Below are 15,611 nucleotides of genomic sequence, written 5' to 3'. Positions count from 1 at the left end.
GTTTCACTCGTCGGCGGCCGGGCAGGCCGCCTTGACAGCTCCGTGACCGCCCGAGCAAACTGGAAACACCGAACGTTTCGGATACCGCTCCGCGATCTCGGAGGTATCAGTGCCGCTGAACGACAACGGATTCGACTATGACTGGGTCGTCATCGGCTCCGGTTTCGGTGGCAGCGTCGCGGCGCTGCGGCTGGCCGAGCGCGGTTACTCGGTCGCGGTGCTGGAATGCGGGCGGCGGTGGGCCACTGAGGATTTGCCCGAGACGACGTGGAATCTGCGCAAGTACTTCTGGATGCCCGGCCTCGGCCTGCGCGGCATTCTCCGGATGACTTTCTTCCGCAACATTTCCATTGTCAGCGGTGCGGGCGTCGGCGGCGGCAGTCTGGTCTATTCGCAAACGCTCTATCGCGCGGGCGCCACCTTCCGGGAGCGGTTGAATACCGCGGTCGGCGCCGCGGTCGACCTCGACCCTTATTACGAGATCGCCGAATTCATGCTCGGTGTCGTCGACACCCCGCGAAAGACCTCACGCGACGCCATGATCATCGCCACCGCCGAGGAGCTGGGCATCGGCGCCGATCGATACCGCCCGACCCGGATCGGGGTCTTCTTCGGTACCGAACCCGGCGTCACCGTCCCCGATCCGTACTTCGGTGGCGAGGGCCCGGAGCGGGCCGGGTGCATCGAATGCGGCCGCTGCATGGTCGGGTGCCGCCACAACGCCAAGAACAGCCTCGACAAGAACTATCTCTACCTGGCCGAGCGGCGGGGCGCGCGGGTGCTGCCGGAGCGGTTGGTCACCGATATCCGGCCGATCGGGGCGGCCGACGGCGCCGACGGATACGAGATCCGCGCCCGACGCCCGGGCGCCTGGATTCGCAAGCGCCGCACGGTACTTCGCGCCCGCGGGGTGGTGCTGGCCGCGGGGACGCTGGGCACCAGCCGACTACTGGCCGCCTGCCGCCGCCGCGGCTCGCTGCCCGCCCTGAGCGAGCGCATCGGCCGCGACGTCCGCACCAACGCCGAGTCGATGGGCGCGATCATGCTCCGCGACCGCACCGCCGACCTCACCGACGGCGTGGCCCTCACCGGCAGCCTGCTGCCGACCGACGACCTGCATTTCCAATGGGCCCAATACGGTGGCGGCGGCGATGCGATGGGCGCGCTGTTCCTCCCGCTGACCGGCGGCGCCACCCGCATGCCCCGGCCCCTGCAGCTGTTGCGCGCAATCCTGGTGCACCCCTGGGATTTCCTGCGCTCTCGGAATGTGTTCGGCTGGTCGCGGCACTCGATGATCGTCGCCGCCATGTGGAATCGCGACGGCATCATCCAATTACAATCCGTGCGGCGCTGGTTCGGCGGCATCGGTTTGCGAGCCCGCGTGGATCCGGCCCATCCGCTGCCCACCTCCATCCCCCCGCTCAACGACTTCATCGAGCACATGGCCGAAAAATACGACGCCGTCCCCCAGCTGTGGGCCACCGAATCCTTCGGCATCCCCTTCACCGCCCACATTCTCGGCGGCGCCATACTCGGCACCGACCCCGCCAACGGCCTCATCGACGGTAACCACCGCGTATTCGGCTACCGGAACCTGCTCATCACCGACGGCTCGGCCGTCCCCTACAACCCCGGCGTCAACCCCAGCCTCACCATCGCGGCCCTGGCCGAGCGCGCCATGGCCGCGGTCCCCGCCAAGGACGGCACCGTCCAGAAGACCGGCATCGGTTACCGCCCTTCCCGCTCACCGACCGGCCCGCTCACCTGAGGCAACACGCCGGGCGGATATGACCCTTCGGCGCGGTAGGGGCTGTACCGTGTGCCGCGGGAATTGGTCGTGGTCGCCAGGGTGTGTGGGGCGCCGATGACGCGTCGGCGCTCTGGGCTTGCACAGTCCTGGAGGTTTGCGCTAACCGCGGTCCTTCCCGGCCGGACGCGGCGTCGTCGAGGCATGCGGTTCCGGACTCGGCGACGCCGCCCGGGCGGGGACGCCTACGATTGCCGCACGTATGCTGATCTCGCGTGCTGAGCTGTTGCCAGAGGTTGTGCTCGATCGACGAAGTTCGAGGAGGATCTCGTGACCGCCGTGACGCCCCGCCCCGAGGGACCGGCCCAGGCCCAGCGGCCGTATCCGCCGCGGCATCGACCCCGCGGGGCGGTGATCCGCGAGGTGCTCATCACCACCGATCCGAAGCTGCTCGGTCAGATGTATCTGGTGACCTCGATCGCGTTCTTCCTGGTCGGTGGTCTGCTGGCGATGCTGATGCGGGCCGAGCTGGCGCGGCCGGGCCTGCAGTTCCTGTCGACCGAGCAGTTCAACCAGCTGTTCACCATGCACGGCACGATCATGCTGCTGTTCTACGCCACCCCGATCGTGTTCGGCTTCGCGAATGTGGTGCTGCCCTTGCAGATCGGGGCGCCCGACGTCGCCTTCCCGCGCCTGAACGCGTTCAGCTACTGGCTGTATCTGTTCGGCGCGACCATGGCGACCGCCGGGTTCCTCACCCCCAACGGCGCGGCCGACTTCGGCTGGACGGCGTACACGCCGCTGTCGGATATCGTGCACTCCCCGGGCGTGGGCGCGGACCTGTGGATCATGGGCCTGGCCGTCTCCGGCCTGGGCACCATCCTGGGTGGCGTCAATATGCTCACCACCGTGGTGGTGCTGCGCTGCCCCGGGATGACGCTGTTCCGGATGCCGATCTTCACCTGGAACATCGCGGTCACCAGTGTGCTTGTGCTGCTGGCGTTTCCGATCCTCACCGCCGCGCTGATGGGTCTGATGGTGGATCGGCACCTGGGCGGGCACATCTACGATCCCGCCACCGGCGGCGTGCTGCTGTGGCAGCACCTGTTCTGGTATTTCGGGCATCCGGAGGTGTACATCATCGCGTTGCCGTTCTTCGGGATCGTGTCGGAGATCTTCCCGGTGTTCAGCCGTAAGCCGATCTTCGGGTACACCACGCTGGTGTATGCGACGTTGGGGATCGCGGCGTTGTCGATCGCGGTGTGGGCGCATCACATGTACGCCACCGGTGCGGTGTTGCTGCCGTACTTCTCGTTCATGACGTTCTTGATCGCGGTGCCGACGGGGGTGAAGTTCTTCAACTGGATCGGCACCATGTGGCGGGGTCAGTTGACGTTCGAGTCGCCGATGTTGTTCTCGGTCGGGTTCATCGTGACGTTCCTGTTCGGTGGGTTGTCGGGTGTGATCCTGGCGAGCCCGCCGCTGGATTTCCATGTGTCGGATACCTATTTCGTGGTGGCGCACTTCCACTACGTGCTGTTCGGCACCATCGTGTTCGCCACGTATGCGGGTATCTATTTCTGGTTCCCGAAGATGACCGGCCGCATGATGGACGAACGCCTGGGCAAGTGGCACTTCTGGGCGACGGTGATCGGTTTCCACACCACCTTCCTGGTGCAGCACTGGCTCGGTGCGCAGGGCATGCCGCGCCGTTACGCCGACTACCTGCCCAGCGACGGATTCACCGTCCTCAATACGGTGTCCACCATCGGCTCGTTCGTCCTGGGCGCTTCCACGCTGCCGTTCCTCTGGAACGTCTTCAAGAGCTACCGGTACGGCGAGGTGGTGACCGTGGACGACCCGTGGGGTTACGGCAACTCCCTCGAGTGGGCGACGTCGTGCCCGCCGCCGCGGCACAATTTCTACGAGCTGCCCCGAATCCGTTCGGAGCGTCCGGCGTTCGAGTTGCACTATCCGCACATGGTGGAGCGGATGCGGGCCGAGGCCCACGTCGGCTGGGGCTCACCCAAGACCCACGTCGAGGAAACCCCCGCACCCAGCGCCGCCGAGAAATAACCGTCCGGTTTCGGCAAAATAGTGGTGGTACAGCCACCGTCCGGCTGGCAGGCTTAAGCGGTGACCCATCCTCCGGATACCCGGGCCGCGGGGCCCGAGCCCGCATCCGACGCACTCGATGCCGGCGTGTTCAAAGTGGCCGGCGTGGTCGTGCTCGGCGCGATCATGTCGATCCTCGACGTCACCGTCGTCACCGTGGCACTGCCCACCTTCCAGCACACCTTCTCCACCAGCTACGCCGTCGCCGCCTGGACCATGACCGGCTACACGCTGGCCCTGGCGAGCGTCATCCCGCTGACCGGGTGGGCCGCCGACCGGTTCGGCACCAAGCGCCTGTACATGCTGGCGCTGACGTTCTTCGTGCTCGGCTCCGTGCTGTGCTCGTTCGCCTGGAATATCGAGTCGCTCATCGCCTTTCGCGTGATCCAGGGCTTCGGCGGCGGCATGCTGATGCCGCTGGGCATGACCATCATGACCCACGCCGCCGGGCCGCAGCGGGTCGGCCGCGTGATGGCCGTGCTCGGCGTGCCCATGCTGCTGGGCCCGATCCTCGGCCCCATCCTGGGCGGCTGGCTGATCGGCAGCTTCAGCTGGCACTGGATCTTCCTCATCAACCTGCCCGTCGGCATCATCGCGCTGGCGCTGGCGGCCATCGTGTTCCCCGCCGACAAACCCGAACCGTCGCAGTCGTTCGACTTCCTCGGCATGGTGCTGGCCTCACCGGGCCTGGCGCTGTTCCTGTTCGGCGTGTCCTCCATCCCCGAGGAGCACACCCTCGCCGCCCCGAAGGTGCTGATCCCGGCCGCGATCGGACTGGTGCTGATGGTGGCGTTCGTCTTCCACGCGCTGCGCACCGACCATCCGCTCATCGACCTGCGGCTGTTCAAGAACCGGGCGCTGACCCTGGCGGTGCTCACCGCCATGCTGTTCGCCATCGCGTTCATGGGCTCCGGAATCCTGCTGCCGTCGTATCTGCAACAGGTGCGCGGCGAGACCCCGCTGTGGACCGGATGGCTCACCGCCCCCATGGGTTTGGGCGCCATGCTCACCATGCCGATCGGCGGCCGCCTGGTCGACAAGATCGGCCCCGGCAAGATCGTGCTCGCGGGCCTGACGGTGATCGGGATCGGCACGGTGTTCTTCACCCAGCTGAAGGCCGACACCCCGTACCCGTGGATGCTGGCCGCGCTGTTCGTGATGGGGCTGGGCATGGGCTGCACCATGATGCCGACCATGACCGCCGCCATCCAGACCCTCACCCACGACCAGGTGGCGCGCGGTTCGACGCTGATGAACATCGTCAACCAGGCCGCGGGCTCCATCGGCACCGCGCTCATGTCGGTGGTGCTGACCAACGCCCTCAACAGCCATCCGCTGGCCGGGGCCGCGATCGGTTCGCACTTCGACCCCACCATCGCCCAGAAGCTGCCGCCCGGCGCGCTGAGCACCGGATTCGACCAGGCCGCAAGCGCATTCGCGCACACCTACATCCTGGTGATCGCGCTCGTCGTGGTCACCCTGATCCCGGCCGCGTTCCTGCCGCGCAGCAAACCCGCCCTCCCGGAGGGGGAGCAGGCCCCGGTCATGCTGGGGCACTGAGCGATACACCCGGGGCCGCGCGCCGCGCCGGTGAAAACCGGTGCGCCGCGCGGCCTTCCGGCGTCGATGGAACTCGCGGTTCCGAGTGGAGAGCGCGGCGTTCGAGGAGTACAAGGGAATCTGTGCCGATCGAGCGGACCATCTTCTCCGACTACAACCAGATCCACCTGTTCGACGCCGACTCCGTCAACCACCCCTGGGACGAGTGGACCGACTATCCCCTCACCCTGGCCGAGGACGCCGTCGGCATCCTGACCGGCGTCAACACCAATGTCCTGATCGCCTTCGAGGTCACCGAGATCCCGACCAGCGAGCACACCCACGACTTCGACGCGGTCCTGGAGTTCAGCCTGCGCGTCGACTCCGGGTATCTGGTCGTCAGCAGCCCCACCTGGGTGCCCGACGCCGACGACCGGGTCACCGTCCCGCGCGGCTGGCTCCGGCTACGCGTCAGCATCGCCTGCAACCCGTTCGAGAACGAACCCGACTACGACGACGATCCGGACGATCCGGTCGCCCGGCAGCGGCTGTTCATCCACTGCTGGCCCGCGGCCCGCGGCGCCACCGAGCTGATCAAGGGCTACGACCCCGAACCCGCCGGATGAGGTCGAACTCAGTCCAGCAGCGTCGAGATCGACCGCAGCGCCGCCAGATACTGGCTGCACCCCGGCCCGTGCCCGGCGTGCAGGCTCAGCACGATCCGCGCGTGATCGGTCGGCATCGGTCCCGGATCCACCCGGCAGCTGGCATACCGCGTCGCCACCAGATCCCTGCTCTCGGCTGAACTCTGCATGACATCTCCCAGTGGTCTCGGTGGGGACGAGCATCCGAACAGCAAACTGACAGCTATCTATGAGAGTGCGCCTACCCGCGCGATCGGAGAAGAGATTGTGACGCGGGGCACTTTTCAAACCCGAAAGTGATCTAGATCACAAAACTGGTGAGGACGGGTAAGGGTCGAAAATTACTCGGATACCACCCGGGGGGTAGTGCATTTCCGGCCGGAAGAATTATGCGAGATCCGGTGACCGATCACTCCTTCGCGCATGACATTTCAATTCTTGTCCGTGCCAATCGGCGTGCGCTCGGAGAATTGGTAGGGGGCCGAAAGCGGCGGCGCGAGAAAGGTTCTGGATTCGGTCCCGCGATGCCTACAGTGAGGTGTCTACCGGATCGTCACCCGGAGCATCGTGAGGAATCATGTTCAAGAAATTCGCCGCGTTCGGTGCCGCTCTTTTCGCGTTCGCCATTCCGCTGTCCGGATCACCGGCGTCCGGCGCGCCCTCGTCCGTGTGGAGCGACAACCCACCACAGGACAAGATCACCATCGACGTCGTGACCGTCAATGGGTCCGGATGTCCGCAGGACACGGCGGCCGTCGCGGTCGCGCCCGACAACACCGCCTTCACCGTCACCTACAGCGAGTACACCGCGCAGGTCGGGGTGGGCTCGCAGCCGACCGATTTCCGGAAGAACTGCCAGCTCGACCTGAGAGTGCATGTCCCGCAGGGCTTCACCTACGGCATCGCCGAGGCCGACTACCGCGGATTCGCGCATCTGGAGGCCGGGGCCACCGCGCTGGAACGGGCCCGGTACTACTTCCAGGGTGATTCGCCCACCGCATACGTCGACCATCCCATGACCGGTCCGTTCGAGGACGACTGGCAGAATACCGACTCCACCGATGTCGGTTCGGTCGTGTTCATGCCGTGCGGTGAATTCCGCGATTTCGACATCAACACCGAACTGCGCGCCAACGCCGGTAGCTCCGATCCCCACAAGACCACCAGCTTCATCACGATGGACTCCACCGACGGCAGCATCACCACCACCTATCACTTCGCGTGGAAGCAGTGCCCGGCGAAGTAGCCGACAGCCGCACCGGGACCCTCGGTGCGACCGACGGGACGGTCGGCCGCGCCGGGGGTTCTCGCGCGTGATCGGGCCGCGGCGGCGACACTGGAGCGGTACGAACACCCCGGCGGGAGGACCGTGATGGCGAAACTCATCGATATCTCCGTGGCGTTGCGCGGTGGAATCGCTTCGGACCCACCGGGATTGCTGCCGAGCATCGAATACTTCGATCACCGCGACACCGTCGCCGACGTGCTCGGCTATTTCCCCGGGCTGCGGGCCGAGGAGCTGCCCGACGGCGAGGGCTGGGCGGTGGAGCGGGTGACGATGTCCACCCACAACGGCACCCACCTGGACGCGCCCTACCACTTCGCCTCCACCATGAACCACGGCCAGCGCGCGGCCACCATCGACGAGGTGCCGCTGGAGTGGTGCTATCGGCCGGGCGTGAAACTGGATCTGCGGCACCTGCCCGACGGATACGTGGCCACCCCCGACGATATCGATGCCGCCCTCGACGCCATCGGCCACACCCTCGCCCCGCTCGAGATCGTGCTGGTCAACACTCGCGCGGGCGGCCGCTACGGCGAGGACGACTATGTCGACTCCGGGTGCGGCATCGGCCGCGACGCCACCCTGCACCTGCTCGAGCAGGGCGTGCGCGTCACCGGCACCGATGCCTGGAGCTGGGACGCCCCGTTCGGTTACACCGCCCGCCGCTACGCCGAAACCGGTGACGCCGGGCTGATTTGGGAAGGCCACCGCGCGGGCCGCGATATCGGCTACTGCCACCTGGAGAAGCTCGGCAACCTCGACCAGCTGCCCGGCGACGGGTTCCTGGTCAGCTGCTTCCCGGTGAAGGTCCATGCCGCCTCGGCCGGGTGGACCCGCGCCGTCGCCATCCTCGACGACTGATCACGACACCGGCGCGTTCTCCGGCTGCGGGGCAACGGGTTTGCGGCCGCGCAGCAGGAAGATGCCCAGCACCGCCGCGCCCGCGCTGAACGCCGCGCTGATCCACGAACCCGTCGACATGGCCGCGGTGAACGCCGACCTCGCCGGTTCGATGTAGCCGAATTGGAAAGCGGCGCCGATGGATTCGCGGGCCGCGGCGGGAACGTCGGCGGGCATGTGCGAGGTGAACACCCCGGCCAGCACGCTGCCGAGCAGGGCGATGCTGAGCGCCATGCCGACCTGCTGAATGGTGTCGTTCATGGCCGAGCCCACCCCGGCGTGCTCGAGCGGGATGGCGCTCATGATCGACGCGTACGCGGCCGGAGCGGCCAGGCCGCCGCCCACGCCCATCACCAGCATGGCCGACAGCACCCAGACATAGCTGGTGGCATTGGCCAGCACCGCGAACCCTGCGGCCATCACGAACAGGCCCGACACGATCAGAATCTTGTTGCTCACCGACTTGCCCAGCGTCGCGCCCAGACCGTTGCACAGCATCGACGCCACCGCGTACGGCAGCAGCGCCAGACCCGCGGCCATCGGACTGTAGCCGAGCACGAATTGCAGATACTGGGTCAGCATCAGCATCAGCGCGCCCATGCCGAACACCATCAGCAGCAGCGTGAGACAGGTGCCGGTGAAATCGCGGCTGCGGAACACCCCCAGCGGCAGCATCGGATGCGCCGACCGCGACTCCCAGAACATGAACCCCAGCGCCGCCACCGCCGCCAGCACGATCACCGGAATGTTCCACTCCCGCTGGATGATCACGTACACGGTCGCGATCAGCGCCACCGTCGACAGCACCACCCCGACCAGGTCGACCGGCCGCTGCTCGCCGTGGGATTCGGGCATCAGCGTCAGCGCGGCCGCGATCGCGATCACCGCCACCGGAATGTTCACCAGGAACACCGAGCCCCACCAGAAGTGTTGCAGCAGTGTGCCACCCAGGACCGGGCCCGCGACGATGCCGACGATCGACACCGTCGACCAGGCCGCCATGGCCTTGCGGCGCTCGGACTCGTCGAAGGTGACCATGAGGATCGACAGCGTCGACGGCATCAGCAGCGACCCGCCCACACCCATCGCGGCGCGCGCGGCGATCACCTGCCACGGCTCGGTCGCCAGCGTCGCCGCCAGCGACGCCACGCCGAACACGCTCAATCCGATGATCAGCGCGCGGCGGCGGCCGAACCGGTCGGACAGGCTGCCCGCCGTCAGCAGCAGGCCCGCGAAGACCAGCGTGTAGGCGTCGAGGATCCACTGCACATCCGAGGGGGAGGCGTGCAATTCGCGGATCAGCGACGGGATGGCCACGTTCAAGACGGTGCCGTCGATCATCAGCACCAACAGCGACAGACACAGCACGCCCAGCACCCACCAGCGCCGCGGGTCGGGAGTCGCGATGTCTCGTACAGCGTTCGAATTCACCGGCACAACGTACGATAAACTCGAACACCGTGCGAGTGAATTAAGGTCGAGGTCGTGACCAAGCAGTTCTCCTCCGTGTGGACCCGGCCCCCGCGCCAACCCCGCAGCTCCGGCCTCGGCCGCGAGCAGATCGTCGCCGCCGCGACGGAACTGCTGGACGCCGACGGGCTCGAGGCGCTGAGCATGCGCAAGCTCGGCGCCAAACTCGGGGCGGGAGCGACCAGCCTGTACTGGTACGTCGCCAACAAGAACGAACTGCTCGAGCTCGTCATGGACGGCATGTGGGGGCGCGTGCGGCTGCCCGAGGACGAGACGTCCTGGCGCGAGGTGGCGGGGACCTTCGCCTATCGGCTGCGGGACACGCTGCTCGAACACCCCTGGGCCGCCGAACTGCTCGGCCGGTTACCGAGCCTGGGCCCCAACTCCTTCCGCATCGGCGACCGCCTGCGCCGGGCGTTCGTGCAGGCCGGATTCGAGGGCAACGACGTGTACCTGGCCACCAGCACGGTGATGAGTTACGTGCTGGGCACGGTCCTTCCGGAGATCACCTACCGAAAAACCCTGGGCGCGATGGAATTCGACCGGGACACCATGCTGGCCACCCTGGAACAGGTCGCCGCCGACTACCCGGAGATGATCGCCGACTACCGCGAGACGGTCCGCAGCGGCGACCACGACACCATGCGTGCCCTCGCCTTCGACTTCGGCCTCGTATGCACCCTCGACGGCCTCGCCGCCCGCGTCCCGGCCGCCCGGAACGCCGCCACGAAGACCTAGCCCGATTCCGCGGGAACCGGTGGGGGAGGGCACAGTATAGATATGGTGTTCACCCTGCCCGGGACCGATGCGGTGCTGGTCGCGCTGGCGGCCGTCCCCGGGCATGTGCCCGCCTACAGCCGCAGCGAGGTGTGGATCGGCACCGGAATTCTGCTGTGCCTGCTGGTGGGGCTGCTGATCGTGCTGGTGCGCAGCACCAAAGTCGGTCCCCGGCTGCTGCGCGGCACCAAAGTCGGTCCCCGGCTGCTGCGCAGCACCAAAGTCGGTCCCCGGCACGCTTTTGGCCGGGGACGGCGAATCAGTCCCAGTTCTCGCGGACGGCGGCGAATTCTTCGGCGGCCCGGTCGGCGGTGATCTCGTCGTCGTCGGCGTCGTAGTCGTACAGCTCGGCGTAGCGGCCCCAGTCGATGGCGATGTCGAGCTGGCGGCGGGCGTCCTCGGCGGAGAATCCGCGCCGCAGCAGATCCAGGAAGAAGCTCGCCCGCAGCGTGCCGTCCGAACTACCGGCCAGGCCCTTGCAGATGGTGCGCACCAGCGGCGCGCGATGGCGGGCCTGCTCGGCGAAGATCTTCTTGCTCTCCTGGATATCGGCGGTGGTGAAGCGGGTGCCGATATCGGTGAGGGTGACATCGCCGGACTCGACGGTAATGAAACCGAGCAGGGCCGCGGCGTCGACCAGCGGCAGCAGATCATCGATCTCGAAGTTGAGCTCGTCGGCGATCTCCGGCAGATCCGCGCGCCCGCCGGAGGCGTAGACCAGCTCGACCAGACCGGCCAGCCCGCCGACCGAGGCGTCGGGCAGCGGGGTCGCGGTCGGGGTCGCCTTGTCCGGTTCCGGTTGCGCCCGCACGGTGTCGCGGCCGGTGAGCAGGCCGTAGATCTCGTCGACCAGCAGCTCGAACCCGCCGGTGCGGCGGTCGCGCGGGCGGGCCATGGTCACCGGGATATCGGCGATGATGCGGCCCGGATTGGCGCCCAGCACCACCACCCGGTCGGCCAGCAGCACCGCCTCCTCGATGTTGTGGGTCACGATGCACACGCACTTGGTGGGGAAATCCTCGGTGGCCCACAGGTTCACCAGCTCGGTGCGCAGGTTCTCCGCGGTGAGCACGTCCAGCGCCGAGAACGGCTCGTCCATCAGCAGCAGGTCCGGTTCCAGCACCAACGCTCGCGCGAAACCGACGCGCTGGCGCATGCCGCCGGACAGCTCCTTCGGATAGGCGGTCTCGAACCCGTCCAGGCCGATCATGTCGATCGCCTCCAGCGCCCGGCGCCGGCGCTCGGCGCGGGGCACGTTGCGGGCGGCCAGCCCGAGCTCCACATTGTCCTGCACGGTCAGCCACGGCATCAGCGCGAAGGACTGGAACACCAGGGCCGCACCGGGATTGGCGCCGTCGAGCTGGGCGCCGCGGTAGCGGACGCTGCCGGTGGTGGGGGCGATCAGGCCCGCGATGGTGCGCAGCAGCGTCGACTTGCCCGACCCCGAACGGCCCAGCAGCGCCACGATCTCGCCGCTGCGCAGCGTCAGATGGATGTCGTCGAGAACCTGCAGGGTGTCCCCGGCGGCGCCGGTGAACGACTTGCCGACCCCGTCGACCTCGAGCAGCACCTCGTCGGTGGTGGTTGCCGTCATGAAATCTCTCCTGTCACAACGAGTATCGGCGTTCGGCCAGGTCGTAGAGGCGGCGCCAGAACAGGCGGTTGACGCCCACCACGTAGATGCTCATCACCACCACGCCCACGAGGATGCGCGGCCAGTCGCCCGCGGTGGTGGCCTCCTTGATGTAGGCGCCCAGACCGGTCGCCTTCAGGGTCTGGCCGTTGTATTCGACGACCTCGGCGACGATCGAGGCGTTCCACGCGCCGCCCGCCGCGGTGATCGCGCCGGTCACATAGCTGGGGAAGATCGCGGGCAGGATCAGCCGCCGCCACCACAGCGGCCGGGGCAGGCGCAGATTCGCCGCCGCCTCGCGCAGATCGCCCGGCACCGCGCTCGCCCCCGCGATGACGTTGAACAGGATGTACCACTGCGCGCCCAGCGCCATCAGCAGCGCGCCCGCCCAGTTCAGGCTCACCCCGGTCGCCACCAGCACCGCGGTCACCAGCGGGAACAGGAAGTTGGCGGGGAAGGAGGCCAGCACCTGCACGATCGGCTGCGCGAACCGGGACACCTTGGGGTTCAACCCGATCCACACGCCGATCGGCACCCAGATCGCGGTGGCGACGATCAGCAGCACGATCACCCGCAGCAGCGTGACCGCGCCCAGCCCGAACGCGTGCGCCACCTCGCCGAAGCCGACGCTGTGGTGGATGTAGGTGACGATGCGGTAGCAGCCCCACACGATCACCGCCAGCGTCACCGCCGCGAACGCGACGTCGCCGAGGCGGCGGCGGGTGATCGGCACGTGCAGCCGGTGCTCGGCCAGCCCGAACACGCTCATCACCCGGTCGATCAGCGGGACCAGCGGGCCGAACACCGTGCCGAGCATCTCGGGAATGTTGGAGCGGCGCAACAGATCCAGCGTGATACTGCGCGGCGCCTCGGCCGGTTCGGACTCCTCGTAGCGGAAGCGTTCCGCCCACGCGGTGAGCGGCCGCCAGAACAGCACGTTGACGCCGATCACCAGCACGATCATCACGCCGATCGCGATGAGCACCTTGCCGTTGTCGCCGGCGTCGCTGGCCGCGGCCACGTACGAGCCGATCCCGGGCAGCGTGTAGGAATGGTTGTTGACGCTGATGGCCTCCGACGCGGTCAGGAAGAACCAGCCCCCGCCGAAGCTCATCATCGCGTTCCACACCAGCGGCACCATGCCGCTGGGCACATCCACCCGCCAGAACCGTTGCCAGCGCGACAATCTCAGATTGCGGGCGGCCTCGTCGAGCTCGCGCGGCTGCGACACCAGGCTGTGGTAGAACGCGAAGGTCATATTCCACGCCTGCGAGGTGAAGATCGCGAAGATCGACGCCGCCTCCAGGCCCAGCTGCGAGCCCGGGAACAGCGCCAGGAACGCGGTCACCGTCACCGACAGGAAACCCAGGATCGGCACCGACTGCAGGATGTCCAGGACCGGCAGCAGCACCGTGCGGGCCCGGCGCAGCCGCGCGGCCGCCGAAGCGTAGACGAAGGTGAACGCGATCGACAGGCCCAGCGCCACGAACATCCGCAGCAGCGACCGCGCCGCGTAGTACGGCAGTTCGGCGGCGTCGGTGGACACCGCGGCGGGGGCGGCGTTCTTGTCGAAGGGCACGTTGAGCCCGGTCGACAGGCGCACGATCAGCCAGATCAGTACCGCCGCACCGGCGAAGACGGCCACATCGGCCAGCCGCGAGCGCGGCCGGTCCAGTGCACCGCGGGAAGGATAGGAACGCAGGGCCGACATGAGTCTCTCTAATTCTCCGTTTCCGCGGTCACGGGGATGTTCCAGCCGACGCTGGTGACCGATGGTTCCAGGCTCAGGCGGCTGACCGCCGATTCCATCTGCCGGTCGTCGCGCTGGTCACCGACCAACTCGGCCTGCACCTCCACCACACCGGCCCGATCGGTATTGCGGCTCGAGATCGACACGAGCCGGAAGTCGGTGCGCGTCAGCGCCTGCACCAGCAGGGCCCGCACGTGCGCCTCGTTGTCGTCGTTGGTGACCGCCGAGAAGATATAGGACGTCTTCTGCTCGCGGCCCGCCTCCGGGTGCCGGTCCACCGCGCGCCCGGCCCAGCGCAGCGCGATGTTCACCGCGACCACCGCCAGCGTGCCCGCGACGGCCGTGCTGTACATCCCGGCGCCCGCGAGCGCGCCCACCGCGGCCGAACACCACAGGGTGGCGGCCGTATTGAGGCCGCGCACCGAGAAGCCCTCGCGCATGATGACCCCGGCGCCGAGGAAGCCGATGCCCGAAACGATCTGGGCGGCAACGCGAGTCGGGTCGGCGTCGCTGCCGTGGAAGCCGTGCGCGGACAGCAGGACGAACAGGGTCGCGCCGGTGGCGACCAGCGTGTTGGTGCGCAGCCCGGCCATGCGGGCGCGATACTGACGCTCCAGGCCGATCACCACACCGCAGCCGACACCGGCCGCGAGCCGGATCAGCATGTCCACCGTCGTCATGAATCCTCCGGAATTTGGCGGCGACCTCGCGCCGCAGGCTACCGGATGTCGGACTCGGACAGGGGGCGCGCGCGATGGTCGTCGAGTGAATAGTTGGCGAACTGGCATGTATGACTGCCGTCGGGCACGGCGACCACCTCCTTCCGGGCGCGCCGAAAGAGTGCACCGGCACCTGCCGCCGGTGAGCGCCACTCCTCGTAAGACCTTTGGCACTCCACGGCGTGAACCCGAGCGGGAGCCAGTCGGGATCACCCCTTAAGCCGGGGAGACCTGTCCTGACCCGGGGCGTCTCTCGACGTTCGGGGTCGCTGGCCTGTTTCCGTGGAGGAGCCTCAGCGAACGTTCGGCACCAAGCGACAGCGAGTTAACACCCGTCGCAGCCAAACCGCAACTCCTGTGAGGTCTACCTCTCCCGGTCCCGATACAGCGACCGATAGGCCGTGATCACCTCGACCAGATGGTCGACCACCTGCTCCCGGCTCACCCGCAGCGAACCGTTGAGCCAGGCCGAGAACATGCCCGCATTGCCGGAGGCCATGGTGACCGCGGCCAGGCGGCGGCGGACGGGGTCTTCGATGTGGGCGAACAGGTGGTCCTGGATGAGGCGGGTGAAGGCGGGCATGACCGCGATGGTGGTCTGGCCCAGGCCGGTACTGGAGTAGGGCTCCACCAGGAACAGGCGCGACTTGCGGGGGTCCTCGAGCACCTTGGCGACGAGGGCGTGGGCCAGTTCGCGGTCGCGGGCCGGGTCGTCGGCGGCGGCGAAAGCGGTCATCGGGGGCAGGAATTCGTCGGCGACCTGCCGGTACAGCACGTCGAGCAGATCGTCGCGGCCGGTGAAGCTTTCGTAGAAGTAGCGGTCGGTGAGCGTGGCGCGCCTGCACACCGCGCGCATGGTGACCGCTCCCGCCCCGGCCTCGCCGATCAGATCCAGGGCAGCCTCGAGCAGGGCCGCGCGCCGGGCCTCGCGGCGCGCGGTGAGCGTGGTGCCGCCCCACAGCCGGGGTTCGGCATCGGCGGAGTCCTGACCGGTGTGCACGCGCCCAACCCTAACGCGCACATGTGGTTGCG

The 15,611-nt window shown here is 67.9% G+C and carries 14 protein-coding genes and 1 riboswitch; of the genes, 8 read left to right on the top strand and 6 right to left on the bottom strand.

The annotated features are described in order from the left end of the window. Positions 1-109: 109 nt before the first annotated feature. From HPY32_RS36980 to HPY32_RS36965, 4 genes are all read left to right on the top strand, one after another. Positions 110-1,768 carry a GMC family oxidoreductase N-terminal domain-containing protein gene (locus HPY32_RS36980; protein WP_067588634.1) on the top strand — a complete coding sequence of 553 codons (1,659 nt, stop codon included), beginning with the start codon at positions 110-112 and terminating at the stop codon, positions 1,766-1,768. 309 nt (positions 1,769-2,077) lie between these two features. After that, a complete protein-coding gene (gene ctaD, locus HPY32_RS36975; RefSeq protein WP_171983247.1) occupies positions 2,078-3,823 on the top strand; it encodes an aa3-type cytochrome oxidase subunit I in 1,746 nt (581 codons plus the stop codon). A gap of 60 nt (positions 3,824-3,883) precedes the next feature. Beyond that, positions 3,884-5,422 carry a DHA2 family efflux MFS transporter permease subunit gene (locus HPY32_RS36970; protein ID WP_067588638.1) on the top strand — a complete coding sequence of 513 codons (1,539 nt, stop codon included), beginning with the start codon at positions 3,884-3,886 and terminating at the stop codon, positions 5,420-5,422. A gap of 122 nt (positions 5,423-5,544) precedes the next feature. Further along, positions 5,545-6,027 (top strand): hypothetical protein, encoded by a 483-nt coding sequence (locus tag HPY32_RS36965; RefSeq protein ID WP_067588640.1) that lies wholly within the window; start codon positions 5,545-5,547, stop codon positions 6,025-6,027. A gap of 8 nt (positions 6,028-6,035) precedes the next feature. Here HPY32_RS36965 and HPY32_RS36960 read toward each other — a convergent pair whose 3' ends face one another. After that, positions 6,036-6,215 carry a hypothetical protein gene (locus tag HPY32_RS36960; RefSeq protein WP_067588642.1) on the bottom strand — a complete coding sequence of 60 codons (180 nt, stop codon included), beginning with the start codon at positions 6,213-6,215 and terminating at the stop codon, positions 6,036-6,038. Between the two features lie 407 nt (positions 6,216-6,622). On the opposite strand from HPY32_RS36960, the gene HPY32_RS36955 reads away from it, so the two are divergent. After that, positions 6,623-7,291, top strand: coding sequence for a DUF4360 domain-containing protein (locus tag HPY32_RS36955; RefSeq protein WP_082871415.1), 669 nt, complete (start codon positions 6,623-6,625; stop codon positions 7,289-7,291). 126 nt (positions 7,292-7,417) lie between these two features. After that, on the top strand, positions 7,418-8,191 hold the full coding sequence (locus HPY32_RS36950) for a cyclase family protein (protein WP_067588644.1): 774 nt from the start codon (positions 7,418-7,420) through the stop codon (positions 8,189-8,191). Here the strand turns inward: HPY32_RS36950 and HPY32_RS36945 are convergent, their stop codons facing one another. Further along, a complete protein-coding gene (locus HPY32_RS36945; protein WP_067595859.1) occupies positions 8,192-9,661 on the bottom strand; it encodes an MFS transporter in 1,470 nt (489 codons plus the stop codon). 54 nt (positions 9,662-9,715) lie between these two features. Here HPY32_RS36945 and HPY32_RS36940 point away from each other — a divergent pair, with 54 nt between their 5' ends. Together HPY32_RS36940 and HPY32_RS36935 are read left to right on the top strand one after the other, a co-directional pair. Continuing rightward, positions 9,716-10,438 (top strand): TetR/AcrR family transcriptional regulator C-terminal domain-containing protein, encoded by a 723-nt coding sequence (locus HPY32_RS36940; RefSeq protein ID WP_067588645.1) that lies wholly within the window; start codon positions 9,716-9,718, stop codon positions 10,436-10,438. Positions 10,439-10,480: 42 nt separating this feature from the next. Next, positions 10,481-10,792, top strand: a complete 312-nt coding sequence (locus HPY32_RS36935) for a hypothetical protein (RefSeq protein WP_067588647.1) — start codon at positions 10,481-10,483, stop codon at positions 10,790-10,792. Here the strand turns inward: HPY32_RS36935 and HPY32_RS36930 are convergent. The 4 genes from HPY32_RS36930 to HPY32_RS36915 all read right to left on the bottom strand — a co-directional run bounded on the left by HPY32_RS36930 (position 10,737) and on the right by HPY32_RS36915 (position 15,579). Continuing rightward, complete coding sequence (locus HPY32_RS36930; RefSeq protein ID WP_067588649.1) at positions 10,737-12,071, bottom strand: ABC transporter ATP-binding protein; 1,335 nt, start codon at positions 12,069-12,071, stop codon at positions 10,737-10,739. The genes HPY32_RS36935 and HPY32_RS36930 overlap by 56 nt on opposite strands. Positions 12,072-12,084: 13 nt before the next feature. After that, a complete protein-coding gene (locus HPY32_RS36925) occupies positions 12,085-13,821 on the bottom strand; it encodes an ABC transporter permease (RefSeq protein ID WP_067588652.1) in 1,737 nt (578 codons plus the stop codon). Positions 13,822-13,829: 8 nt separating this feature from the next. After that, positions 13,830-14,540 carry an MgtC/SapB family protein gene (locus tag HPY32_RS36920; protein WP_067588654.1) on the bottom strand — a complete coding sequence of 237 codons (711 nt, stop codon included), beginning with the start codon at positions 14,538-14,540 and terminating at the stop codon, positions 13,830-13,832. 184 nt (positions 14,541-14,724) lie between these two features. Beyond that, positions 14,725-14,891: riboswitch (M-box (ykoK) riboswitch) on the bottom strand. A gap of 52 nt (positions 14,892-14,943) precedes the next feature. Next, positions 14,944-15,579: a TetR/AcrR family transcriptional regulator gene (locus tag HPY32_RS36915; RefSeq protein ID WP_067588656.1), complete on the bottom strand. Its 636-nt coding sequence runs from the start codon at positions 15,577-15,579 to the stop codon at positions 14,944-14,946. Between the last annotated feature and the right edge of the window lie 32 nt (positions 15,580-15,611).

The organism is Nocardia terpenica, assembly GCF_013186535.1.
Taxonomy (GTDB): Bacteria; Actinomycetota; Actinomycetes; order Mycobacteriales; family Mycobacteriaceae; genus Nocardia; species Nocardia terpenica.
Note: the sequence above shows the minus strand (reverse complement) of the source record. Positions and strands in the feature narration are given on the sequence as shown.